Origin of the sequence: Lysinibacillus parviboronicapiens, assembly GCF_003049575.1 — a bacterium.
GTDB classification, from domain to species: domain Bacteria; phylum Bacillota; class Bacilli; order Bacillales_A; family Planococcaceae; genus Lysinibacillus; species Lysinibacillus parviboronicapiens.
This window is the reverse complement of sequence record NZ_PYWI01000024.1, coordinates 26765-52553: the sequence shown is the minus strand read 5'-3', so window position 1 is coordinate 52553 and position 25789 is coordinate 26765. Positions and strand designations below refer to the sequence as shown.

The 25789-nt window shown below is 38.3% G+C and carries 26 protein-coding genes, 2 pseudogenes and 2 riboswitches; of the genes and pseudogenes, 4 read left to right on the top strand and 24 right to left on the bottom strand.

Annotated features, from left to right (window positions below; all coding sequences use genetic code 11):
- Positions 1-48 precede the first annotated feature (48 nt).
- Together C9J35_RS17730 and C9J35_RS17725 are read left to right on the top strand one after the other, a co-directional pair.
- Complete coding sequence (locus C9J35_RS17730; RefSeq protein ID WP_107925632.1) at positions 49-966, top strand: alpha/beta hydrolase; 918 nt, start codon at positions 49-51, stop codon at positions 964-966.
- Positions 967-1027: 61 nt separating this feature from the next.
- Positions 1028-2224, top strand: a complete 1197-nt coding sequence (locus C9J35_RS17725; RefSeq protein ID WP_107925630.1) for a class I SAM-dependent rRNA methyltransferase — start codon at positions 1028-1030, stop codon at positions 2222-2224.
- Positions 2225-2246: 22 nt separating this feature from the next.
- On the opposite strand, the gene C9J35_RS17720 is transcribed toward C9J35_RS17725, so the two are convergent.
- Both C9J35_RS17720 and C9J35_RS17715 read right to left on the bottom strand, forming a co-directional pair.
- Positions 2247-2918, bottom strand: a complete 672-nt coding sequence (locus C9J35_RS17720) for a nitrite/sulfite reductase domain-containing protein (protein WP_107925628.1) — start codon at positions 2916-2918, stop codon at positions 2247-2249.
- A gap of 104 nt (positions 2919-3022) precedes the next feature.
- Positions 3023-4018 (bottom strand): ABC transporter substrate-binding protein, encoded by a 996-nt coding sequence (locus tag C9J35_RS17715; protein ID WP_107925626.1) that lies wholly within the window; start codon positions 4016-4018, stop codon positions 3023-3025.
- A 195-nt stretch (positions 4019-4213) separates the two neighbouring features.
- Positions 4214-4399: riboswitch (cobalamin riboswitch) on the bottom strand.
- Positions 4400-4580: 181 nt separating this feature from the next.
- On the opposite strand from C9J35_RS17715, the gene C9J35_RS17710 reads away from it, so the two are divergent.
- Positions 4581-6521 carry an elongation factor G gene (locus C9J35_RS17710; RefSeq protein ID WP_107925658.1) on the top strand — a complete coding sequence of 647 codons (1941 nt, stop codon included), beginning with the start codon at positions 4581-4583 and terminating at the stop codon, positions 6519-6521.
- A 149-nt stretch (positions 6522-6670) separates the two neighbouring features.
- Here the strand turns inward: C9J35_RS17710 and C9J35_RS17705 are convergent, their stop codons facing one another.
- From C9J35_RS17705 to C9J35_RS25115, 18 genes and pseudogenes are all read right to left on the bottom strand, one after another.
- Positions 6671-7453: a hypothetical protein gene (locus C9J35_RS17705; protein ID WP_054768371.1), complete on the bottom strand. Its 783-nt coding sequence runs from the start codon at positions 7451-7453 to the stop codon at positions 6671-6673.
- A gap of 271 nt (positions 7454-7724) precedes the next feature.
- A riboswitch (cobalamin riboswitch) is annotated at positions 7725-7908 on the bottom strand.
- 217 nt (positions 7909-8125) lie between these two features.
- On the bottom strand, positions 8126-8719 hold the full coding sequence (locus C9J35_RS17700) for a YdeI/OmpD-associated family protein (RefSeq protein WP_107925624.1): 594 nt from the start codon (positions 8717-8719) through the stop codon (positions 8126-8128).
- A 40-nt stretch (positions 8720-8759) separates the two neighbouring features.
- On the bottom strand, positions 8760-8960 hold the full coding sequence (locus tag C9J35_RS17695; protein ID WP_054768370.1) for a hypothetical protein: 201 nt from the start codon (positions 8958-8960) through the stop codon (positions 8760-8762).
- A 222-nt stretch (positions 8961-9182) separates the two neighbouring features.
- Complete coding sequence (locus C9J35_RS17690; RefSeq protein WP_107925621.1) at positions 9183-9905, bottom strand: ABC transporter ATP-binding protein; 723 nt, start codon at positions 9903-9905, stop codon at positions 9183-9185.
- A 12-nt stretch (positions 9906-9917) separates the two neighbouring features.
- A complete protein-coding gene (locus tag C9J35_RS17685; RefSeq protein WP_107925620.1) occupies positions 9918-10667 on the bottom strand; it encodes an ATP-binding cassette domain-containing protein in 750 nt (249 codons plus the stop codon).
- Positions 10660-11472, bottom strand: a complete 813-nt coding sequence (locus tag C9J35_RS17680; protein ID WP_235616355.1) for an ABC transporter permease — start codon at positions 11470-11472, stop codon at positions 10660-10662. The genes C9J35_RS17685 and C9J35_RS17680 overlap by 8 nt, the downstream gene beginning before the upstream one ends.
- On the bottom strand, positions 11469-12440 hold the full coding sequence (locus C9J35_RS17675) for an ABC transporter permease (protein ID WP_107925618.1): 972 nt from the start codon (positions 12438-12440) through the stop codon (positions 11469-11471). The genes C9J35_RS17680 and C9J35_RS17675 overlap by 4 nt, the downstream gene beginning before the upstream one ends.
- The gene (locus tag C9J35_RS17670; RefSeq protein ID WP_235616354.1) at positions 12430-14022 is read right to left on the bottom strand and encodes an ABC transporter substrate-binding protein; all 1593 of its coding nucleotides are present in this window, start codon (positions 14020-14022) and stop codon (positions 12430-12432) included. Before C9J35_RS17670 ends, C9J35_RS17675 begins: the two co-directional genes overlap by 11 nt.
- A gap of 35 nt (positions 14023-14057) precedes the next feature.
- Positions 14058-14864, bottom strand: coding sequence for an urease accessory protein UreD (locus C9J35_RS17665; protein WP_054768379.1), 807 nt, complete (start codon positions 14862-14864; stop codon positions 14058-14060).
- Positions 14857-15486: an urease accessory protein UreG gene (gene ureG / locus C9J35_RS17660; RefSeq protein WP_054768369.1), complete on the bottom strand. Its 630-nt coding sequence runs from the start codon at positions 15484-15486 to the stop codon at positions 14857-14859. Before ureG ends, C9J35_RS17665 begins: the two co-directional genes overlap by 8 nt.
- Positions 15487-15504: 18 nt before the next feature.
- Positions 15505-16245, bottom strand: a complete 741-nt coding sequence (locus tag C9J35_RS17655) for an urease accessory protein UreF (protein ID WP_235616353.1) — start codon at positions 16243-16245, stop codon at positions 15505-15507.
- A complete protein-coding gene (locus C9J35_RS17650) occupies positions 16187-16633 on the bottom strand; it encodes an urease accessory protein UreE (protein ID WP_054768368.1) in 447 nt (148 codons plus the stop codon). The genes C9J35_RS17655 and C9J35_RS17650 overlap by 59 nt, the downstream gene beginning before the upstream one ends.
- Positions 16634-16726: 93 nt before the next feature.
- On the bottom strand, positions 16727-18442 hold the full coding sequence (gene ureC, locus C9J35_RS17645) for an urease subunit alpha (protein WP_107925616.1): 1716 nt from the start codon (positions 18440-18442) through the stop codon (positions 16727-16729).
- Positions 18439-18807, bottom strand: coding sequence for an urease subunit beta (locus C9J35_RS17640; RefSeq protein ID WP_054768367.1), 369 nt, complete (start codon positions 18805-18807; stop codon positions 18439-18441). Before C9J35_RS17640 ends, ureC begins: the two co-directional genes overlap by 4 nt.
- A gap of 14 nt (positions 18808-18821) precedes the next feature.
- A complete protein-coding gene (gene ureA / locus C9J35_RS17635) occupies positions 18822-19124 on the bottom strand; it encodes an urease subunit gamma (protein WP_107925614.1) in 303 nt (100 codons plus the stop codon).
- Between the two features lie 491 nt (positions 19125-19615).
- Positions 19616-20857, bottom strand: coding sequence for a methyl-accepting chemotaxis protein (locus C9J35_RS17630; protein ID WP_107925612.1), 1242 nt, complete (start codon positions 20855-20857; stop codon positions 19616-19618).
- Positions 20858-21248: 391 nt separating this feature from the next.
- Positions 21249-21644: a methyl-accepting chemotaxis protein gene (locus C9J35_RS25120; RefSeq protein WP_235616358.1), complete on the bottom strand. Its 396-nt coding sequence runs from the start codon at positions 21642-21644 to the stop codon at positions 21249-21251.
- Positions 21645-21689: 45 nt separating this feature from the next.
- A pseudogene (locus tag C9J35_RS25115) lies at positions 21690-21992 on the bottom strand (PAS domain S-box protein); the annotation flags it as partial.
- Positions 21993-22322: 330 nt separating this feature from the next.
- On the opposite strand from C9J35_RS25115, the pseudogene C9J35_RS24755 reads away from it, so the two are divergent.
- A pseudogene (locus tag C9J35_RS24755) lies at positions 22323-22511 on the top strand (hypothetical protein).
- Positions 22512-22695: 184 nt separating this feature from the next.
- On the opposite strand, the gene aspA reads toward C9J35_RS24755, so the two are convergent.
- From aspA to C9J35_RS17600, 4 genes are all read right to left on the bottom strand, one after another.
- A complete protein-coding gene (gene aspA / locus C9J35_RS17615; RefSeq protein ID WP_107925610.1) occupies positions 22696-24114 on the bottom strand; it encodes an aspartate ammonia-lyase in 1419 nt (472 codons plus the stop codon).
- 152 nt (positions 24115-24266) lie between these two features.
- Entirely contained in the window at positions 24267-24896 is a 630-nt protein-coding gene (locus tag C9J35_RS17610) for an NAD(P)-dependent oxidoreductase (protein ID WP_107925608.1), read from the bottom strand.
- Positions 24897-24971: 75 nt separating this feature from the next.
- A complete protein-coding gene (locus C9J35_RS17605; protein ID WP_054768366.1) occupies positions 24972-25382 on the bottom strand; it encodes an Rrf2 family transcriptional regulator in 411 nt (136 codons plus the stop codon).
- 148 nt (positions 25383-25530) lie between these two features.
- The gene (locus C9J35_RS17600; RefSeq protein WP_054768377.1) at positions 25531-25737 is read right to left on the bottom strand and encodes a hypothetical protein; all 207 of its coding nucleotides are present in this window, start codon (positions 25735-25737) and stop codon (positions 25531-25533) included.
- Between the last annotated feature and the right edge of the window lie 52 nt (positions 25738-25789).

The following is a 25789-nucleotide window of genomic DNA, read 5'->3' as shown; positions in this document are numbered from 1 at the left end:
ATAGTTTATAATAAGATTAACAAACGTAAAGATAAAGGACTGATAAGCATGACATGGTTAACGAATGAAGCTGTAAGCTATATCAATGCAACTGATTCGGGTAAGCATTATTATGAAATAACGCCCCAACAAGCAAGAGCTATTCGAGCTGTCCCCAAATGGCAATCTACTCGCGTCCCACAACTTGCTTCGATTATCGATAAACGAATAACGGTGCGTGATGGAGCAGAAATTAATGTACGTATTTATACACCTGTTGTTGGCAAATTATTACCCGTTATTGTGTATTACCACGGTGGAGGCTGGGTATTTGGTGATTTAGAGTCCGCTGATGCAGGTTGCCAATTACTCGCTGAAAAAGCACAAGCAATCGTCGTATCAGTAGATTACCGTTTAGCCCCTGAATATTCCTTTCCAACACCACTGCTTGATGCTTATGATGGCTTACTTTGGGTATATGAACACATAGTAACTTTTGGTGGGGATGCATCGCGTATGACAGTTGCAGGAGATAGCGCTGGTGGTAATTTAGCAACGGTTGTCGCCTATTTAGCTGCCGTCTTAAATGGACCCAAAATTTCAGCCCAGGCACTTATTTATCCAGTCACAAATATTGATTTTACTACTACTTCTTACGCTACTTTTGGTGAACACTTTGGCTTAGACAAATTAGGAATGAAATGGTTTGCTAGTCATTATACAGAGGTTGATAACTATACAAATCCACTTGTATCTCCACTGCTTCTTGAAGATGTGAGCGTCTTACCTAAGACAATCATCATAGCGGCAGAAGCAGATGTACTCTTTGATGAAGGCCTTGCCTATGCACAAAAATTAGCCGCTGCGGGTGTAATTGTCAAACATGTAAAAATGGCTGGACTGATCCATAGTTACTTCAGCAAAATGGAGTTTTTCGAAGTAGCTACTATTGATACTGTTGAAAAAATCGCTGCATTTATGAAATAAGTTTGTCTAACACTACCAAACAATGAGATAATAGAGCAAAATGTTTTTAAAGGATGACAACATGACACAAACTATTGCATTACAAATTAACAATCAATTTGCTGGACCATTAAAAAAAGGCTATCCGCTTATTTCAAAAGAAGCGGTTGACGTACGTAAACTTCCTCAAGAAGAAGGAGCCCTATTGCGAATCACTGATATCCATAACCGTTTTATTGGTACAGGCTATTATGGTATACAAAATAAAGGTATCGGCTGGATATTAACGCCTGACGCTAATGAAGAAATAGATATAGCGTTTTTTGTCAAAAAAATTAAAAAAGCCATTCAAAATCGTGAAGCTTTCTTTAATAATGGAAATACTACTGCCTTCAGGGTCTTTAATGGTGAAGGTGATGGTATTGGTGGACTAACAATTGACTTTTTTGATGGCTATTATCTGGTGAGTTGGTACAGTGCAGGCATCTATTCATTTAAAGAAGCGGTCTACGAGGCACTTACAGAGACAGTAAACTATAAAGCCGTATATGAGAAAAAGCGTTTTGATAGTAAAGGGCAATATATGGAACAGGACGATTTCGTGATGGGTACGCCTGGCGAGTTTCCAATCATTGTGAAGGAAAACGGCATGAATTACGCTGTTAATTTAAATGATGGTGCAATGACAGGTATTTTCCTCGATCAACGTGAAGTGCGACTTACTATTCGTGAGCGTTATTCTCAACATAAAAGTATGTTGAATACATTCTCATATACAGGGGCATTCTCAGTTGCAGCGGCTCTTGGAGGAGCAATGAAAACAACTAGTGTAGACGTAGCCAAACGTAGTGTAGCGAAAACAATAGAGCAATTTAGTGTCAATAACATTGACTACGAGGCACAAGACATTAAAGTGATGGATGTATTTCAATATTTTAAATATGCACAGCGCCATCATTTAAAATTTGATCTTGTTGTTTTAGATCCACCTAGCTTTGCACGTACGAAGCAAATAACCTTTTCAACTGCCAAAGACTATCCTAAATTACTAATGGATGCCATCGCTATTACAGAGAAAAATGGTATCATTGTCGCATCAACGAATAATGCAAGCTTTGGCATGAAAAAATTTAAAGGCTTTATTGACCTAGCTTTCAAAGAAACAAATACTCGCTATAAAATTGTGGAAGAATTCGGCCTACCAAAGGATTTCCGCGTACCACGTGAATTTCCTGAGTTCAATTATTTAAAGGTTGTATTTATTCAAAAACTTACTTAAAAAAACGGGTGGCTCTTTTGAGTCACTCGTTTTTTAGTGCTTGCCAAAATACAGCGGTTTTTGTTCTACGGTAAAATTTAAAAAACGGTTCTTCCTGGCGTCCATGTTCTTTATACAAAGTAATAATTTGATGTAGAAAGCCTGTTATATGTTGCATCGGTACTCGTTTAGCAAATAATGCACCCGCCTGTGCATGAGCACCCATTGGTACTGCACCTAAATAGATGTCAAAACTGTCCTTCTGATAAACGACTCCAATATCGTCATAAACCGCATTATAGCAAGCAGATGCACAACCATTTACATTTAAGCGTATTCTTTTAGGAACGTCTATACCTTCCAATGCATTGTATAATTGTTCCGTAGTTGCAGCAGCCTCCATTTTATCACCATCACAAAAATCACAGGCCTTCATCGCAACTACCGAACCTTGTTTTGCAATATACAAGCCAACTTCTTGTAATGACTTTATTGCCTGCTCTACTCCATTGCTAGGTACGGACAAAAGGATACTGTACGAGGCTGAATATTTAATGGTTCCATGCTCACCAACAACTTCTGCAATTTTTTGAAATTGCGCTGGTGTATAGTGTTTATTAATAATACCAGGACTTACGGCTAGACGTGTAAATTCCCCGTTCTCATTGAGTGTTGCAAATGTTTTTTCAGGAATATTATTACGAAATGCGTTCACTAATCTCTTCCCCTTTGAAAAAGAGCTAGCAAATTGCTAGCCCTTTGTTATTACGAATTACTTTAGATTTACATTTCCATTTACGTGTATATGATGCACAAGAGTTAGAAATTCTCTGGATAGAACCCTTGCGCTAAAATATGAATCGCTTCTGCAGCACGTACCCCTTCTGATGCTGCCGATAGCGGTAAAATTACAAAACGCGCATTCCTTACAGCGGCTGTTTCTTTTAACGCTGGATCATTTTTTAGGAAGTTGATTTTCTCCTCGGCTGTTGTAGCACCGTAATCAATAACAACAATGACTTCAGGATTACGTTCTACTGCATCTTCTTTTGATACAGTTGTCCAACCGGATGCCACATCGCCAAAGATATTCTGACCACCGGCAACTGTAACAAGCTCATTCATAAAGTTTTGTGCAGCTGTAAAGACTTCCTTTTCTCCACTATCATAAACAAGGACACGTAGCGCTTCCTGATCCTGTGGTAATTTTTCTCGTACAGACTTTACCTCTTTCGTCATTTGCGCAATTAAAGCTTCCCCACGATCCACTACTCGAAAAATGGATGCGATATTACGAATATCGGTAAAAATATCGTCCAGTGTTGGATTCGTTATACTTGAGGATGTATGTAAATATGTATGAATACCAAGTGTCTCTAATTCTTCTGGTGTTCCAACACCTTTCTCTCCAAAACCGCTTTTCCATCCTGCATATAAAAAATCGGCTTCTGTATCAATTACTTGTTCTTTTGACGGATATTGTTCTGCTAATACTGGTACCTTATCATATGCAGCTTGTAACGGTTCATAAATTTTATCATCTAAATAAGCTGTACCTACCATTGAATCTTCTAGGCCTAGAGCCAGCATTATTTCAGTGACATGCTGATTTAAAGTAATCGCCTTTTTAGGTGCTTCCGTATAAACTTGCGTCGTATCATTATTGTCAATCGTAATTTCCGTAGTCTCGGCTTGTGCTGGTACTACCTTTTCACTTTGCGCAGCCGATTCTTGTTGATCTTTACTGCTGCAAGCACCCAAAATGCTTAACAACGCAATTGTAAGAATAAGCCATATGCCTTTCCACTTGTTCATGTTTAGTTTTCTCCTTTGTGTGTCATTTGTTATAGTAAGAAATCAGGGACTTCTTGGCTATTTAGTGTCCTGCGCATGTTGGAAGGCAATTTAGATAAAAGAATATAAAAAAACCCTCTTGTTTCCAAGAGGATATCATAGTGAATTAACCAAGGTTCTTCAACCAATCACTACAACCATCCTCGTGGTCCTATGTAAATTTTGTACATATTGGCAGGTATCCTGGCTTAGGCTCATCATCTATACACCTTCCCATAGTTTCCTACAGTGGCATGTTGTCTAGACTCCCCATTTACAGTTGCGGGACAGCATCGGATTTGCACCGATTTCCCTTTTAAGCAAATGACTTAAGCCATTTGCACCATTACATATTTTTTATTTTATTCTACTTGAAAGACTAGCAGAAGTGAAATTTGATAGCAATCACACAAAAATAGCCAATAATAAAAATAGTTAATAATCTAGCACTATTCAAACATAAACACTAACTATTTTACATGAAATCTTTTTATATTAATTCTGTTACAATAAAGAGAAATGAACGATGGAAATGAGGATTTTTATGTACAAAACAATTGGCGTACTAGCTCATGTGGATGCAGGGAAAACGACATTCTCGGAGCAGTTACTTTATCATACAAATAGCATTCAAGCTCGTGGACGTGTCGATCACCAGGATACTTTTTTAGATAATCATGCGATTGAACGTGCTCGGGGCATTACTATATTTGCTGAACAAGCCCGCATGCAAATTGGCCAAGATACATACACACTTATCGATACACCCGGGCATGTTGATTTCTCCCCTGAAATGGAACGTGCGATTCGAGTCATGGACTATGCCATTATTGTCGTTAGTGCTGTCGAGGGGGTTCAGGGCCATACTGAAACAGTGTGGCAGTTACTACGCCAATACCATGTACCAACTATGTTCTTTATCAATAAAATTGATCGTGATGGTGCCGACGTCGAAGCAGTCATGGCGCAACTTCAAAAGGAATGCTCTACTGACGTTTTGTTAATAGAGCAACCGCTTCACATAGATACTATATCAACTCCTGTTAAGGAATGGCTCGCTGAACGCGATGAACAGTTACTCGATGCTTTCCTTGCTGAAACGCTGGAAAACCACACTTGTCTAACTCGATTGCAAACAATGATTCAGGAAGAGTTAGCCTTCCCATGCTTTAGCGGGTCCGCCTTAAAAGATATTGGCATCAAGGAATTTTTGATGCAACTTTCCCTCCTGACTGAAACTTATTATAAAAAAGAAGAGGCGTTTCAAGGAGAGGTCTTTAAAATTCGTCATGACGGGCAACAGCGCTTAACATTTATGAAAGCAATACAAGGCACGCTGCATGTGCGTGATGAATTTACATTTGGTGAGGCGTCTGAAAAAGTGACGGAAATACGCTTATATAATGGACATCGCTTTGAAACGGTGCAAGTAGTAAGTGCTGGGGAAATATTTGCAGTAAAGGGGCTTAATCAGGCAAATGTTGGGGATATACTGGGCAGTTCGTTAAGACCCCAACCATATGAACTCATACCAACATTACAAGCGAAGGTGCAATATGTAGGACAACAACATATTAAGGAAGTGCTGAAAATCTTCCGTTTACTTGAAGCGGAGGAGCCCTCGTTACGTGTTGTATGGCACGAGAAATTTCAGGAAATACACGTACATATAATGGGCGTTATTCAGCTTGAGGTTTTGAGTGAAGTGCTAAAAGATCGCTTTTCACTGACAATTACATTTGGTGAACCACAAATTTTATACATGGAAACAATTGCATCAACAGTAACTGGCTATGGTCATTTTGAACCTTTAAAGCATTATGCTGAGGTGCATTTACGTATGGCACCAACTACACGCGGAGTTGGCAATACGTTTGTCAATGCTTGTCACGCTGATGATTTATCTGTCGGTCATCAACGACTTATTGAAAAGCACCTATTCGAGCGTGAACATCATGGACTTTTAACAGGCTTCCCTGTCACAGATATTCAGTTCACCCTTCTAACAGGAAGAGCCCATATTAAGCATACCGATGGCGGCGATTTCCGAGAAGCGACATTCCGCGCACTGCGTCAAGGCCTTGAACAAGCTGAAAATCTATTACTTGAACCCTATTACCGCTTCAAGCTAAAGGCGCCTAACGATTTTATTGGCCGTATGATGACCGATATTCAACAAGCTGCCGGCACATTCGATGCACCAATTTTGACTGAACAACAGGTAATATTAACGGGGCGTGCACCTGTTGCTACATTTATGGGCTATAGTACAGTCTTTGCTGCGTATACAAATGGCAAAGGCTCATTGTCGCTACAATTTGATGGCTATGATGTTTGCCATAATACAGCGGAAATTATTACTCAAATCGGCTACGATAAACAGGCCGATCCTGAATATACATCCTCTAGTATATTTTGCGCTAAAGGGAAAGGCTACTCTGTTCCCTGGCAGGAAGCACAAGCTGCCATGCATTGCATAAAATAAAGTGAAACCCAATAAAAAGGCTTCATGCCCCAGTATGCCAATAGCTACAATGATTCTAATAAACTTTTTTATAAACAATTCAGCGGATTATAAAGCTTTTTAAATTTTCTACAAAAATAAGTCCTCCACAATAAATGGAGGACTGGCGATTATAAAGCATGCGCTGTACTCGTTGACTGTTCAACGAGTACATACGCAGGTTCCACAATGACATAGCCATGATTATTCGAAAAATCAATGAGCACTGTACCTGGCTTACTCTTTAATAATTGTAAATTATCGATAGTTTGGAGCAATAATTCATGACCATTGCCACGCGGGTGCCAATTTAAATGGTAATCATTCAGTGCTTTTACAGCTTGCATAAATTGCGCATATTCGTGCTCTACGTATTTTTTTAGATTCGTTAATTTAGTAGACTCTCTTTTTGTCGCAACGACTAACGCTAAATCTGCCAAATACGTCTCATAAAAACGCATGACCATCGAGCACAATAGATCATTTACACGTGCCGCGCTTAAAATGGGCTTCGGGTTCAAGTGAAGCCTTTCTAAATTTGGTTTTGCACGAACCGAATCGATACGTGTAATTAAATGATATGCTTCTCCGTTCACTTCATAAACAATTGGATTGGTCGGCATATACATCATAAAGCCATTCTTTCTTGTTTTTAACTCTTCTGCCACACTCGCCTTGGCAAATAGATGTCCATCATAGTCTTCATTTTGAATCCAAATAATTTCTTTGTTATATAAAATTCGATCAAACAGTTGTTCGTTGCGAATAAGTCCTGTTGCTAAAAACTGATCGACAAGTGATTCGATAACGATTCTTGTCTTCGTCTGCTTTCCTACTTCTGTGCGTGGATGCTTACAAATTTTCATCGTTGATTGCTGCTTTTCCTGTGCTGTACATACATGAATATTCGTCATACGTGCATTCCTCTTTTCGTACATATTTTCAAAACGACAGGTATACGACCACTAAAAAAACGAATTTCTTCTTAATATTTAAGAGGAAATCCGTCGCAATGGCTCTAACACCTTATACATATCATTCATCACGCAGCATCAAACATCGCCCATATAGAAAAAAATCGGTTCGATACCGAATACTTTCTTTTACTATGGGCGTTTGACGTACTGTGACGAACAGAACATTCTGTTTTGTCAACATGCCACCTCCTATTCCTCGTAGGGTTTTGGTGTGTACTCGTAATAGGCAGGTCTCCTGACTTATGGTCAACGCATCTTTCCCCTTCCCGTCTATAGACAGTGGTATTCAAAAAAGACGCTCACATTTACAGTTGCGGGACAGTGTCGGACTTACACCGACTTCCCTTTTAGTAAATTGATTTTCAATTTACACCTATTACTACACGCTATTCAGTTGTGAAGGAAAATGGACTAAGTCACATTCCTTATAGATTACTAATATTAATTGTAAAGAAGTGTATTTCTAATGTCAATTATAACAAAATATTCCAAATTATTTTTTTGTGTCGTAGAGTGTAGAGTTAACATTGCCCCAGTTCGTTAAAAAAATAGCTTTGCAGCAAAAACAATATCCTCTAGTTTGATTAATGATATTTTCTATCAAATGAACTAATCATTTAATCCCTTTCCATCGAGAATTTGCTGTATATATTTTTCAACCCTTGCCACTCGAGTTTTGGATTGTTTGGGTTGAGAAAAATAAAGAATGTATGTCCTTTGCCGACCCGGTGTCAATGCTTCAAAGGCTGTTTCCAGTGCAGGGAACTCATTGAATTTATTTTGAAGCTCTTCAGGAAAGATAATTTCGGTATTCTGTTTATAATTCACTTCCAAACCGGCCTTTTCTACTTCAATGGCTTCAAGAATATAGTCTTTCAAGATGGCTTCCATTTCAACGATTTCCCGCACATTGGTAAACCGAATCTGGCGTGCCGCCTGTACATTTTCTGTTTGTTGAATGAGAATGCCATGGGAATTCTTTAACAAGGCACCTTTATGAAACAAAAGTGCACAATAGTCTTTAAATCCATGTATTAGAACTATGTTTTTATTGTCAAACATGTAACAAGGATGTTTCCACTTTATTTCTTCGATCAGCTCACACGCTAGAACGATATCTCTCAACGTCTCAAATTCTTCCCTCCACTTTTTTGCTTGACTTATAAATTCATCAACTTTCGGATTCATTCTATTATTTGTCATCAAGGAACACCTCGCATTAATTTTGTTCAGCTGCAATCAATTATTCATGAAGTAACCCAGCGCGAATCATCTCAATACGACTATCAACACCTAGCTGTTCAAGGTTTTCTAGTTGAGCCCGCGTCATATAGTACATACTAATACTTCCATCCATACTAAGGCGAACTTCGAATAAAGTATCATCTATCTGCGTTATTTCAATCGAGTTATTGTGGTCAAGTTGTATGTTTACGCTTTTCAAACGCTATCACCCCATTCAATTATAACGTCAATACCTTGGCGCTAAAGCTACTCCATTAATTTAGCCTTTTGTAGATGCAAAAACGGTCAAGCTATCGAAGCTAATCGTTGATTGTTTAATGCGCTATACAATAATTTAGCTAAAGTGGAAATAAACATGAAGTAACTACTCTTTAAGGAAGAACGCTTTGTCCAATCATAGCTTGTCCCCTGCAAAAATCTATCATCCCATCGCTTGAAACAGCTTTTGGGCATAGCTGTTGGTCAATTGAAAAACACCCTGCTCTTTTTTACCTTCATCGACTATTTTTCCATCCTTCATGACATACAAGCGTTCGCATAAATAGGAAACAGCCTTTAAATCATGGGAAATAAATAAAATAGCCATGTGCTGTTCTTTATTTAGTGTGATTAATAAATCAATGATTTCCCGTTGCGTTAATCGGTCTAAGCTGGAAACAATTTCGTCGCACACTAACAATTTGGGCTCTACTAACAGGGATCTTAACAAATTAACTCTTTGCCTTTCTCCACCACTTAGCTCATTTGGCAAACAATTTAACACAGCGACTGGTAGCTTTACCTTATCGAGCATGGCATGCAAATCGTTGTTGGTCACTGTTTTTTTATACTGTAATGGCTCCAATAATGATTCTTTTACAGTCCACATTGGGTTTAAAGCGGCAGTCGCGTTTTGGAAGATCAACTGACAGTGTTCATAAAATGACGAACAATTTTTCTTTGTAATCTCCACGTCATTAAAATAAATGTGACCTTGGTTGGCCCTTTCCAACTGCATTATGATTTTAGCAAGTGTACTTTTCCCGCTTCCACTTTCACCAACCAGTCCAACGATTTCACCATGTCCAACATAAACGTTCACGTGCTGTAGTACTTGCTGCCCCTTATGAAAGCTTTTACTAACATTTTCAACTTGCAGCAACAATGACATTTCCCCCTAAAAATGATTTTCTAACAGTAACTTTGTATATGGATGTTGCGGCTTATCAAATACATCGCTTACCTGACCCGTTTCAACGACCTCACCTTTTTTCATGACCACTACTGCATGCGCGACCGAAGCAGCGATGTCCAAATCGTGTGTGATGAGTAATATAGTAGTCCCTTTTTCGTCATTGAGTTTTTTCAGCAAATCTATAAAATCCTTTTGAATGAGCATATCAAGGGCAGATGTTGGTTCATCAGCAATTAATAAAGTGGGCTCAGTATATAATGCACAAGCAAGCATACACCGCTGCAGCATGCCACCCGAGAGCTCGAAGGGATAGCGTTCCATAATGTCATCCGTTAAATCTAAATCCTGTAAAATCACACGCATTTTTTGATAAAATTCCATTTTCGAATGTCCTTGTTTATGCCCTGTAAAGATAAATAATTGGTGCTTCATTTTTGTAGAGGGGGAAAAGCTATTTGCAGCATCTTGAAAGACCGTAAAGAAATGCATTTTGCGTAGCTCCACTTTGTCTTTTGGGGACATTTCGACTAAATTTTTGTCATTTAAAGAAATAGCTCCCGACGTCTGTGCATGCACAGGTAATAAGCCAAGGATGGCAGATACCGTCATACTTTTCCCACTACCACTCTCCCCAATAATTGACGTAATACGGCCTTTAGGTACTGTAAACGTTACATTATTGATAAGTTGTCTTCCGTTCAATGAAACAGATAACCCATCAATGCTAAGCATGAGAACGCTCACCTCCTTGCTTCTTCAATGCCTCCCCGATAAATTGAAGACATAAGATTGTGAAGAAAATTATAAGCCCCGGAAATAGTCCAATCCACCATGCACCAACAAGTAAATCTGTTTGGGCTGAATATAACATGGTCCCCCAAGACGGCGTTGCTGGAGGCACTCCGATTCCTAAAAAACTAAGCGATACTTCCGTGAAAATAGCACCAGCAAAGTTAAATAACGTCACGACAAAAATAGCCGGGAAACTATTGCGCAACAAATGGCCGAACAATATTTTCCACATAGGTGTACGGAACATCACAGCCATGTGGACAAATTCTGAATCCTTTAGTCGCATAAATTCAGAGCGAACAATACGTGCCGTGACAAACCATCCTGTCAAGCCCATAATGACTGCCATATTCCACACACTCCCTCGCATGATAGCTTGAAACGCAAGCACGATGACAAGTGATGGGATGGTTAAAAACGCTTCTAGTAATCGCATCATGACTATGTCTAGCACTCCCCCGAAATATCCACTAATTCCGCCAAATATAAACCCAATGATGGTGGAAATCACAACAGATACTACCGCTATCAAAAGGGTCACTTTCCCTCCTACAAGTAAGCGCGAAAGTACATCACGACCTAGCTGATCCGTACCTAGCAAATGATCACCACTTGGGGCTGCATAAATACTATTCATATCCATCGAATTTGGCTCGTATGGCGCTAAAAATGATGAAAAAGCAGTCGAAACAAAAATAATAGCAAGTATTATAAGCCAGAAAAAGAGCATTTTTCGCGATTTCAACAGCGCAGCACACCCCTTCTTAACTTAGGATTAATAACAACCATTAAGACATCAATAATAAAAAGACTAACAACAACGACCACACCGATAATTAGCACTCCACCCATTAATAATGGGAAATCTTTCACCATCACCGATTTGACGAGTAGCTGTCCTAAACCAGACCAGCCAAATAGTGACTCTACAACGATTGAACCGCCAAAAAATGACGGAATCGTAACCCCTACATAATTTACATATGGGATAAATGCATTACGCAAAATATTTTTTCTAATTTCTTGTTCTGCAACACCATTAGCACGAGCAACCTGAACATAATAGCTCTTACTTTCACTCTTAACGCAGTCCTGTAAAAATCGCGCGAATATGCCGACATGAGAAAGTACAAGAACTGCTACTGGTAGGAAGATATGGTGTAATCTATCGGCAATACCCCCTCCCCCTCGTACATCACTCATGCCGGAGGAGGGGAACCAACCTAACTGCACTGAAAAGATCATCATTAATAATATGCCTAACCAAAAAGAAGGAACAGCCGAGCTAGCAATACTAAAAATAGACAATCCTCGATCTAGTAGAGAACCTTCTTTCATTCCAGCCAATAAACCAAACCACGTAGATATGATTGCTAATATCATTAAAGTGATGCCAACAAGCTGTAACGTATTTGGCAACTTCTCGAGTAAAATGGTTGAAACCGCTCTTCCTTCTTTTGCAGAATAACCTAAATTTCCTGTGATAGCCTCTCTGAGCCAAATAGCGTATTGAGCCAGCACAGGTTTATCTAAACCGAAAGCTTGTGCAATTCTTTCCTTTTCAGCAGTCGTTAAAGTTTGTAAATTTCCACCATAGTAAGCAGCAGCTGGATCTCCTGGCGCAGCATGCAAGATGAAAAAAGATAGGAAGCTCACGACAATGAGGACAATTGTCCCCATTATCACGCGCTTCCCAATCCACTTAGCGATCATGCCATTTCCACTCCTCGACATTCCATAAGAAGCCTGCGCCATGATGGCCCAATATACGTTCTTTCACGCCACTAATATTTTTATTGATACCATACACTGCATCAACATATGCAAAATAAGCAAACGGTGGATCTTCTGCTAATTCCTCTTGTAAATCCATATAAATGGCTTTGCGTTCAGTAGGGTCAACCGTTACACGACCCTGTTCTAATAGCGCATCCACTTTTGCGTTTGAATAGCTCCCATAATTGTAGCCAGCACTGGTTAAGCTTGATTGATTGGTATGAAACAAGCTATACGTATGATGGTCTGCATCATATGGACTGCCCCAACCAACCATAAACGTATCTGTTTCCTCAATCACAATATTACTCCAATCTAATGCAGCTACTTCAACATCAGCACCTACTGCTTTATAACTCTCGGCAACATAGTTAGCCATATTGACACGTACACTATCTGTTACAGGCACGGTAATGGTAAAACCAAGCTTTTGACCATCTTTATAGCGGAAACCATCATTATTTAAATTCCAACCTGATTGTTCAAGTAAATCAATTGCTTTGTCTAAATTGTATGCATATTGCTCAATATTTTCATTGGCGAATGCATGCTTTTGTAGTGGCGAATATGCCTCTGTACCAAAACCTTGTAAAATACCCTTTACAATTCCTGCGCGATCTGTCGCATAACTAATAGCCTTTCGGATATTTACATCTTTCCAAAGCTCTGATTGCATATTAAATAAAATTCCACGGTAATCCGCTGAATCTACTTCATACATTTTTAAATGCTCAACTTGCGATAGCTCGGCAATTTGTGTAGGATCCAGTAAAGCGATATCGACTTCTCCGGATTTAAGTTGTAACGCTCGAACATTGCTATCTGGGATAAATTTAAAGATCACTTTTTCTAGAGAAGCTTTTGTACCAAAGAAGGAAGAATAGGCTTTCAATGTTAAACTCGTTCCACGTTCCCATTTGTCGAACATAAATGGACCAGCTCCTATTGGTTCTTCATTGAAGGAAGCTGTGCGCATATCTTGTCCCTCAAATGCGTGTTTCGGTAATATCGGAACTGTTAACTTATCCAACATCGGTGTGAATGGCTCATCTAACATTATTTTCATTGTCGTTTCATCCACTTTCTCCATTGCTACCACGTGAATAAAATCAGATTTTAAAAACGAGGCATTGTGATCGTCTACAATACTTTCTATTGTAAAAATGACATCATCCACCGTTAAAACTTGACCATCATGGAATGTCACATCATTTTTTATGTTCACTGTATATGTCAACTGATCATCGGAGATTTGCACATTTTCTGCAATGTCATTGACTGGTAAATTATTTTCATCAAAACGCAGTAATCCACGAAATAAAAAAGCATCTAAATTTGTTTCTTCTAAAATTGGGTTTAAGCCTGCAAACTCAGACTCCGAGGCATAAATAAGTTCATTCGCTTGTGATGATGACGCAGCAGACTTTTGTTTTTCTCCAGCTTGCGTAGACTCTTTTCCACAGCCAACAAGATTTAAAACAAGAGCTGTTAACATTATAAATAATGAAAACTTTTTCAATTCTCTCTATCTCCTTTAAAAATCAACATACGTATTTACATTAAATTTGAAACATGTGAAAACATGCGGTTTATCTCTTTATGTAGTGTCCGTTGCTCTTTCGAAAGCCATCTACAATGAATAGCATGATCATTAAGCTTCGTCACACTTGCCTGCATATCACTTTCCGCATATATCACTTCCTGTAAATCTCTTACATTAAGTTTGTCAACATTCGGGGATACAATCCATAATGAACCAACGTACAAAGCTTTTTCAAGTAAGCCAATTGATGAAAAATCCATCTCCTTTGGTTTTAAATGCAACGTATCAAAGGCTATTAAAGAATCTTCTACATATAATTTGTATTGCGAACGAAACGACTGAAAATCAAAAATTTCTCCTCGCATTTCTCGGCCAGGGGCGATTATTTCTCCCCAAATTAACGTAGAACTAGCCATCATTCGAATTGATGTATCTACCTGAAATTTTGCTCGTTCGAAAGGAATAGTCACTTCTGGCATCCATTCTAAACGCGCACCTTCTCCCAATTTAACATGAATGGACTGTGTACAAAGTTCCCCTGTATGAGAAGGATAAATTTTTAAAGCTGATTGTTGCTTTAGTCGAACTTGACTGTTTGGAGCTAGTTTTATATCAATTTCATTCCTATCCCCTGCTACCATGCCGCCTGAAGATTCCATGATAAAAACGGTTGCTGTCGGATTTTGACCTTCATATAATTCTCGACTTGCCTTCAAGGGAGGTTGTTGGTACACATGAACAAGTCGTGTGTACCCTCTTCTAGGCTCAAATGCCATGTCTAATTTTCCAAAATGATTTACTTTTACTTCCTTAGACATTTGCGTCAACTGCTTCAGCACCCTCTAATAACATCTGGTGCTGTATCCACGCTACAACTTTATCTACATTTGTTTGTGAGCGAACATCCGCAAAAATGTACGGTCGTCCGGCTCTCATTTTTTTTACATCTACATCCATCACATCTAAATCCACGCCAACATGAGGAGCAAGTGATGTTTTATTGATAAGCAATAAATCTGAACGTGTTAAGGCAGGTCCACCTTTACGTGGGATATCTTGACCTTCTGCTACATCAATTACATAAATATAACCATCAACAAGTTCAGGACTAAATGTAGCCGATAAATTATCGCCTCCACTTTCTAAGAAAATAATATCTAAATCTGGGAAACGTTTATTTAGTTCATCAATTGCTGCAAAGTTCATCGATGCATCTTCTCTGATTGCTGTATGTGGACATCCACCTGTTTCAACACCAACGATGCGTTCCTCATTTAGTACACCATGCGTTATTAAATATTGCGCGTCTTCTCGAGTATAAATATCGTTGGTAATGACAGCCACATTATATTGCTCATGCATAGCGCGCGTTAATTGGTCAACTAACGATGTTTTTCCTGACCCTACTGGTCCACCAATGCCAATTCGTATTGGTTTCATAAAATTCCAACTCCCTACTTAAGAAATAAATAATCTTGAAAATAAAAATTCATGCTTCATAGATGCAAGTTCAATTCCTAATGCATTATTAGATAAATCATCTATCGTCAAATCCATCACTTTTTGTGCTGCTTGCTCTACATAAATAAGCAGTTCATTTAAAGCTTGTACGCCCGTGTTTTGTCCAAAAGGCACTGCACGCACTGCATTTTGAACTAATCCACTCAACGACGCATACATAAATGTCATGACTGCGTGATATACATCGACACCAAGTGCTTCACTATAAATGCCATAAAGGACTGCATAATGGCCCTTGACATCTTCTTTGTCTATCTTGTGCTTCCACTGCTCTAATAAAGGACTGTCAATTAAAGGAGCTACAGTTCGAATAAATTGTTTGCCTACGTTCACACTAGCATCTCTTGATTCCTTTGCTAGTTTAATTGCCCCACAAAGCTCATCTAGCTCAGCAAGACGCACTTTATTGCTAGATTTTGTTGCATGGAACGCATCTTGAATAATTAATGCATCTCCATAAACCAAGTTGTGGAATAAATAGGTTCTACAAAATTCAATTAACTGTTCTTTCGTTCGAATCAAATCTTCCTGAATATACGTTTCCATTCCATATGAGTGTGTATATGAGCCGATTGGAAAGGCGGAATCATGAATTTGTAATAAACGCAGCAAAGAGAAATCAGTGAGCGTGTCCACGGTATTTGAACGGTTGTTGGAAGCGTCTCTCTGTCGTTTCATATTTGACACCTACTTCGTCTAATAACGGATTAATTGTATGGTCGGCACGTACAATAATTTCATCGTTTTCAATTAAACATGGTGTATGACGATTACCTAATTCAAACGCAGCTTTGCCCATTTCCACCATATTATCTGGATAGATGACAATGACAGGTTCTAATTTTGTCCGGATAGCAATACGTCGATGCCCGTCTTCGAATAATAAATCCCCATATTTTAACGGTTCTTCACCGCTTAAACGCAAAGCGATATCCGTCCCTTTATCTGTTTCTGTACGAAGAATACGTTTGCTTAACTCTTCCCAGTCAAGTTCGATCCATTCTGTTAACTTGCTTTCAATTTCTTCTTCTTGAGCGATATTTCCGATAATTTTCTCGATTAACATGCTGTTTGCACCCCTTATTTAATGATAAATTTCTAAAAAGTAAACTGAAACTATATTTCCTGCAATATTCTAACAATTCACATTGCAAAATGTTTAGAATAAGAAATATCTTTGGGCCATCGGCAATACATCTACTGGCTCACAAGTTGCTAATTCCCCATCGATTTTCACTTCATATGTCTCTGGGTTGACATCAATTTGCGGTGTAGCGTTGTTAAGTTTCATATCTGCTTTACTAATATTTCGACAATTTTTTACTGTACCGATTTGTCGTTTTAAGCCTAGTTTCTCTGGTAAACCTTCTTCCACAGCAATCTTTGGCAAAAATGTCATCGCACAATTTTGAGGACCTTGTCCATAGAAGCCAAACGTCTGACGACCTTTCATAGGCTGTGGCGTAGGAATAGATGCATTGGGATCACCTGTAATCGCATAAACTGCAATGCCACCTTTAAGTACAACTTCTGCTTTTACGCCGAAAAATGCCGGTTCCCACAGCACGATATCTGCTAGTTTACCTTCTTCCAATGAACCAACCTCATGACTAATACCGTGCGCAATCGCTGGGTTTATGTTTAGTTTGGCCATATAACGTTTCACACGGTAATTATCGTTATCTTTGCCTTCATCCTGTGGCAACGGACCACGTTGTTTTTTCATTTTGTCTGCCGTTTGGAATGTACGTAATGTAACTTCTCCAACACGCCCCATCGCTTGAGAATCAGAGGACATAATACTTAAAATACCTAAATCCTGCATAATATCCTCAGCCGCAATTGTTTCTGGACGAATACGAGAATCCGCAAAAGCCACATCTTCCGGAACATCATGCTTTAAGTGATGACATACCATGAGCATATCTAAATGTTCATCAATTGTATTTGTAGTAAACGGTTTCGTTGGATTAGTCGATGCTGGCAAAATATTAGGTAATGATGCCATCACTAATTGGTCTGGCGCATGTCCGCCACCAGCACCCTCTGTATGGAAAATATGAATAACACGACCATCTATTGCGTTAATCGTATCTTCTACAAAGCCTGCCTCATTCAATGTATCTGAGTGTAGTGCCACTTGAATATCATACTCGTCCGCAACAGTTAAGCTTTGGTCAAGAGCTGCAGGTGTAGCACCCCAATCTTCATGTATTTTCATACCAATTGCCCCGGCACGAACCTGTTCAACAATTGGTTCAGGGTCAGAGGCACTACCCTTTCCGAGTAGTCCAACGTTTATTGGTAAACTTTCGACAGCTTGTAGCATTCTATGTAAATGCCATTCACCAGCAGTTAAGCTTGTCGCTTTAGAGCCAGCAGCTGGTCCTGTTCCACCACCAATAAATGTTGTTGTACCGGCTAATAAAGCCGTTTCTACCTGATCTGGACTAATGAAATGAATATGTGTGTCAATAGTACCAGCAGTTGCGATTAAGCCCTCTCCTGCATAAACCTCCGTACCAACCCCAATAATCATATCCTGATCAACACCGTCCATCCCATTTGGATTTCCAGCTTTGCCGATACCGATAATTCGACCGTCTTTAATGCCGATATCTGCCTTCACAATACCCGTATGATCGATAATCACTACATTTGTAATGACCGTGTCTAGCACACCGTCACTTCTCTTGTTTTTACCATTTTGCCCCATTGATACACGAAGTGATTTTCCACCTCCGAAAACTCCCTCGTCACCATAAGTTGTATAGTCTTTCTCTATTTCAATCCACAGTTCAGTATCTGCTAAGCGAACCTTATCACCAACAGTAGGTCCAAACATTTTTGCATATGCTTCGTGCGTTACCTTCATTTTTCTTCAGCTCCTTTAAAGCCACCTTCAATTGCTTTGTCTAAAATCTCGTCCTTATTATGTGTTGAGCCTTCTGTTAATTTATTCAATCCAAAAATATGACGTTTGCCACCAAACTCAACAAGTTCAACTTCTTTTTCCTCACCTGGTTCAAAACGAACAGCTGTTCCGGAAGGAATATTTAAATGCATGCCAATTGCTTCTTGTCTATCAAACTCTAAGAATCTATTCACTTCAATAAAATGAAAATGTGAACCTACCTGAATCGGACGATCGCCTGTATTCGCTACAATCACTGTTTTAGTAGCGCGTCCTACATTCATGTCAATCTCACCTTGTGCTGGTCTAATTTCTCCAGGAATCATTCACAAATCCCCCTTTACAGTATTGGACGGTGAACTGTTACAAGTTTTGTACCATCTGGGAATGTACACTCCACTTGAACATCCGAAATCATGTCACCGACGCCTTCCATTACATCTTCCGCCGTGAGCACTTGTTTCGCATCACTCATTAACTGAGCAACGGTTTTGCCATCTCTAGCACCCTCCATAATATAACTACTAATAAGGGCTACAGATTCAGGGTAATTTAATTTTAATCCACGTGCTTTTCTTTTCAGCGCCAGTTCTCCTGCTAAATGGAGAAGTAGCTTTTCTTGTTCCACAGGTGATAGCTTCAATCCAATCTCTCTCTTTCTTAAAATCTGAATTTTTCCGCAGTTTTTTCTGTATAAAAATAAAACTACTTCCAGCTTTCTTACTTTATTTACTTTTTTAGTTTGGTCAAACAATTTATGATTTCGCAAGGACAAGCGAATAAGACAAAGAAATGACGATTTGACCCGGCAGACGCGGGTTGCAAAGTGTGAGGTGCATTATGAGAGGTAACAGCTAACCTATTATAAGAAACTAATTCAAAAAATTCAACATTTATATTACTCTGTCAATTTATAAGTATTGCGAATAAAAAATAAAAAAGAGGCTATTTTGCAGAAGAATTGACTTCTTTCAAAATAGTCCCTATTTTAACTGTAACAAAATTCCTCTAAAATTAACTTTTTATGGAAACTAAAAAAATGTATATTAACAAGCATTTTCGCTGCCAACTCTACCTTTATTTGTAACTCTAGCAAACCTAACAATATGCAATAGTTCGTTCATCTTTTGCCTTTTAGCTGAATTGCTGTGTAAGAGTTTGTAAATTTTCTGCCTGCACACTTAAATCTTTGATTACTGTATTAACCGCCTGCATGGAAGCACTTTGCTCATCCACAGAATGTAAGATTATGCTAGTATAATCGGATAATTTGTCCATACCACTTGCAATAATCATTACTAAATCTGTTACGCCTTTCGCACTACCAGATAGTTCCTCTGCTGTTGCTGAAATATCCTCAAGTTGATTCGTCATTTTACTTACATGTTGTAAAATTGTGCCAAAAGATTGAGTCGCTTCATCAATGACGTAAACACCCTGCTGTACATTTTTTAAGTCTTCTTCAACCGAAGTAGCTACTTGTTTTGTATCGTTTTCAATCGCTACAACTAACTCGACAATTTGGCTTGCCGATTGCTTCGATTGCTCAGCCAATTTACGAACCTCTTCTGCAACTACCGCAAAGCCTTTCCCGTGCTCTCCTGCTCTCGCTGCTTCAATAGCTGCGTTTAATGCAAGTAAATTTGTTTGGTCTGTTATATCGGTATTCATAGCTGTCATGGATTTAATATCTAGCATTTTTTCCGTTAATTGCTGCATTAAACCACTCGTTTTTTCAGTAGAATTTGAGATAAACTGCATTTGATCTTTCGCAATATGTAAGATGTGCACACCATTATCGGCAATTTCGTTAGCTCCTTTTGCATGGTCAAATACATCCTGAGTTGCTTCAGTAATACGTTCCACACCTTTAGCAGTTTCCTGCATAGAAATAGCACTTTCATTGGCAGACTGTGCAACTCGTTTTAAGGCATCTGTCGTTTTTTCCATTTGTTTGTCTACTTCATCTGCTGCAATCGTAATTTCATTTGTACTTGCTGCAAGTTCTTCCATGCTAGCAGATAGATTTGTAGAACTTTTAGCAACTTTCTGTGTCATTGTAAATATCTGATCTTTCATCATAAAAAATGCTTGTGCTAAATCTGCAATTTCATCATTGGATTTCACTTGAAATGGCTTTACTTGTAAGTTCCCCTCTGCTATCGCTTGAGCGGCAGTAGACAATTGTTTAAGTGGTGTAATAATTTTCTGTTTTACATAAAGAATATAGGACAATGTTATTGCTATTCCTACAAAAGTTAATAATGTAGATAGCCAATCTAATGAAGTTAAATTTGTTAAATCCATGATTAAAAGTACAATCATAACGACATTTAACACAGAAAAACCAAGAATACTTTTTTTGCCTAAACTCATCCTAAATTCCTCCAATAATTTATATTTCCAATGTAGTCATTATATTAATATTCCTAAAAAACACAGTAAAAAGCACGACTTTTGAATGACAATCAATATCTGACACCATAATAAAAAGGGACCTTGTTGTTACAAATAAGGTCCCTTTTCAGTGGTTCACTACATAGTAGGCTTTATATAGATAATGCGCTTTCAACAGGATTTATGGCGTTCTCAAACACTGGCCTAGTAATGCCATTTATTAATTGCATGAACTCATTGAAAATACGATAAACTTCTTTTAGTGTAAACAAAACGCTAAGTCATACAGAAGTTATTTATAGTCTAAAATTGGATAATTTATACAAAACAAAACCCTTTTCAGTACAGCGAATTTAAATATATTTTTCGTTCATTGCAATACCGAAGTTCCAAACGAATCCATGACCTTACTAACTTTAGATTGAGTCTCTTTTACCATTTTTTGTGAATTTTCAGTAACTTCACTAACTTTTATAACTCCTTCAGAAATGTTTTTAACATTTTCGTTAACTTTTATGATAGCTTCATCAGAATTAACGGCTAATCGTCGAACTTCGTCAGCTACCACTGCAAATCCTCTTCCATGATCGCCAGCCCTCGCTGCCTCTATAGCCGCATTTAATGCCAATAAATTTGTTTGAGAGGCAATATATTTTATTGTTTGAGAGATATCGCTTATTAAAGCTGTCTGCTCTATCAATGATTGTAGTGCCTCCATATTTACTTTAGAGTTCGCAACAACTATATCACCTAATTCCACGGACATATCTTGCAGTTTAGAGACTGTTTCAATCGTACGATTCTCGCGTTCAGTAATATCAGTTGCAATCTTTAAAATGGCTGTCACCTTATCCTCGGTATTGACGATTGGAATATACGTTGCTTCAAGCCAAATTTTATTTTTTCTTTTTCCTATTCTTTGTATTTTTTCTTGAAACTTCGTTCCTTTAATTAAGTTTCTCCATAGCTCATTATATTTTATGCTTGTTCGAAATTCATCTGCACATAATTCTTTATGATGCATTTTCTGTAGTTCTTTAATGGAGTAACCTACTGCACTTGCAAAATGCTCATTTACCCAAAGAATATTCCCGTCCGTATCAAATTCAATCATGGCTAGATTAAAATCCAAAGCATATAATACATCGTTTGGATCCAACACTTGTGTACTTATTTTATTAACCATTTAATAACTCCTTATCTTTTAGTACTCATTTTTTCATAAATTTCATAGTACCATGTATTACATGGTTTTCTTTTTCACTTTATGTAAGGATTTTAGAAAAATAATATAATCGTGAATAGCAAAAATATTTATTAAAAAAGGATATTGTCGTCTTACTTTAACGCTGTTTTCTTAAGATTGTTGCTTTTTAGTTAATTACAACAATGTATCTTATAATAGAAATAGGTACTATAAAAAAGGAGAACGATGACGATGAAGATGACGAAATTATCTTATAGTGGTTTAAAATATGGTGAAAGTGATTTGGAAGTAAAATGATTGGTGGATATACAAAATGATTGGCTTAAGATAACACATACCAAGGAAGTGTCTCAAGTAATGAATAAATCAACAGGTGAATATATCGTAGTAACTCGAAACACCTTGAAATTGGAGGTTGTTTCATAATACGAGACAACTATGAAACACAAAAACTATTAATAATGTAGCTGATACTAGCAGTTACATTTAATTATACAGGGTGAAATAATAACGTTGTTTCTCTTATACGAAAAAGCACCTCCAAAAGAACAATACTAAAGTTCTTTTAAAGATGCTTTTTATGTTATCTAACTGGAATCAATTACAGTGATTATTTTAATTTCATAATGCTTGCACCTGCAATACCAGGATGCGTCATTTCATATGGGTCTAAAATTAAATCCAACTGGTCCGTCGTTAAAACACCTGACTCAATGCAAAGCTCACGAATCGAACGTCCAGATAAAATCGCTTCACGTGCAAGACGCGCCGCTATTTCATAGCCAATATGAGGGTTCACTGCTGTTAGCACACCCACGCTCTTTTCTACATATTCCTTCATACGCTCTTCGTTCGCTTCAATATCCTTCAAGCAGTTTTCCGTAAATGCACGGAAAACATTATTCATAATACTAATAGATTGAATAAGATTAAAGACAAGTACAGGCTCCATAACATTTAATTCTAATTGACCCGCTTCAGACGCCAGACAAATCGTATGGTCATTCCCAATAACTTGGAACGCAACCTGATTAAGTACCTCTGGCATAACTGGGTTTACCTTACCAGGCATAATGGAAGACCCCGGTTGACGAGCTGGTAAAATAATTTCACCTAAACCGGCACGTGGTCCAGATGCCATTAAACGAAGGTCATTGGAGATTTTAGACATATTAATCATACAAATTTTTAATGCTCCTGACACTTCTGTGTAGGCATCTGTATTTTGCGTAGCATCCACTAAATGTGTTGCACCTTGCAGGGGTAAACCAGAAATTTCAGCAAGATGTTGGTCTACTGATTTAATATAATCAGGGAATGCATTTAAGCCTGTTCCTACAGCAGTTGCCCCCATATTCACATCATAAAGATTTGGACGTGTTTGACGAATTCGTTGAATATCACGATTGATAACACGGCAATATGCTTCAAATTCTTGTCCTAAACGGATTGGTACAGCATCTTGTAAATGCGTGCGGCCCATTTTAATAACATGTGCAAATTGCTCAGCCTTTTGATGGAACACGGCTTGCATGTTTTCCATTGTCACTAAAAGCTCATCCACTAAATGTAATACGGCAATATGGATGGCTGTTGGGAATGCATCATTTGTCGATTGTGACATATTGACATGACTGTTCGGGCTAATCGATTGATAGTCCCCTTTTTCTTTCCCCATAATCTCTAATGCACGATTCGCAATCACTTCATTGGCATTCATATTAATCGAAGTACCCGCACCACCTTGGATTGGATCTACGATAAATTCACTATTCCATTTCCCATCAATTACTTCTTGTGCTGCATCGACAATTGCTTCACCAATGTCCTTTGATAGCAGGTGGACCTCCATATTTCCTAATGCAGCAGCTTTTTTCACAATTCCCATTGCTTTAATCAATGCTGGATGAATTGTATAGCCTGTTATCGGGAAGTTTTCTGTTGCTCGAAGTGTTTGAATCCCGTAATAGACACCGCTTGGTAAGGTACGTTCACCTAAAAAATCTTTTTCAATACGTACTGTGGACATTATTGTCGTCTCCTTTTATGTATACTCACACTGATAGTAGCTAATTAATGACGGAATGTAAACAGTCAATTTTCTGTAAAAACAAGATTTTTTTGCTGAGGGGTAAAAAAACCTAAAAAACCGAGCGCAATTCACACGCTCGGTTTTTAGGTTTATTTATTTGAAGTAACAGTAAAGCGACTATTTATATGTTGTGGATTTTCGATTTCATCCACTAACGCAATCGCATAATCGCCATAACTAACATAGCTTTCTCCAGCGGCATTTACCAATAGATGGTCAATACCTACTGTATAGCTACCAGTACGTGGACCTTGTGGGTCGAAAAATGCAGATGGACTTAAGAATGTCCAAGTAATATTTGAGGCTTGTAAATCCTTTAAGTTCTCCCCTTGATTTTTTGCAGTTGCATAAAACATTTCTGGGAAGTCTGGTGTATCCATTACACGTACTGTTTTCTCTGGATCTACGAAGAGGCTTCCTGCACCACCGACCACAAATAATTTTGTAGCAACGCCAGAAAAAATACTAATTAAATGACGGCCCACTTTCACATGTAATTCCTCTTCGCCAAAAGGGGCACCAAACGCATTCACGACTACATCAAAGCCCTTTACATCTTCTTGTGTTAGCTCAAAAATATCCTTTTCCATGACAGGGATATTAGCTGTCACTTTTGAAGCAGAACGTACAATAGCAGTTACCTCATGACCGCGTTGTAATGCCTCCTCAACTATTATTTGTCCTGCTTTCCCAGTTGCTCCAATTACAGCAATTTTCATACGTAAATTCCTCCTAATATTAGTTGTAACATAATCGGTTACAGGTTAGATACAGTAAGATCGACCTCGTTTATATTAACGAAGCTGATCTAGTACATCCTGTAAAGTCTGTGCTTGTAACTGTTCTTCCATTGCATCCCAAACAGATGTATAAACGCCCTCCAACGTACGTTGAATTTTACGACCAACAGTACAATCTGGATTCGGCTCATCGTGAATAGCAAAAAGCTGCTCAGGTCCATCAATCGCATGGTAAATTGTTAATAATGACAAATCCTTGGGTTCAACTAGAAGTTCGTAGCCTGCTAAACCTGATTGTGATGTGAGTAGTCCTGCTTTTTTCAAGAGGCCAATCATACGACGTACGACAACTGGATTTGTATTAACACTACCTGCGATAAAATCGGATGAAAGCTGACTTTTATCTGAAGTTGTTGCAATGAGCGAAAGTATATGGATCGCTACCGAAAAACGACTGTTCACCATACTTATCACCACCTGTTGTAACTATTATAGTTACAGGTTTAGAAAATAGCAAATACTTTGCTTCCTAAGCCTGTACAAAATTAAACTTTTATATACTGTCAACTAGCACATACCTTGTGACCTTGCGGAAATTTTAGGTTTGCTGCATTTATATTTTCGAAACGTAAATAACTAGTTCTTGTCTTATTTCACCGTTTTCTTCATAAAAATCTAGATTATGAAATTCATATTTAAAATGCCCCAACGGAAACGTCACGCTCTCTCCTTGTGCCGCAGCCAATAGTCCAGCCATATCATGTGACACCATCTGTAAAAGCTCTGTGCCTGATAACGTTTCAACAAATACCACATTCATCAAAAAAACACCTCCATAGCTATTATAGCTTAGAAGGTGCCTATTTTTATAG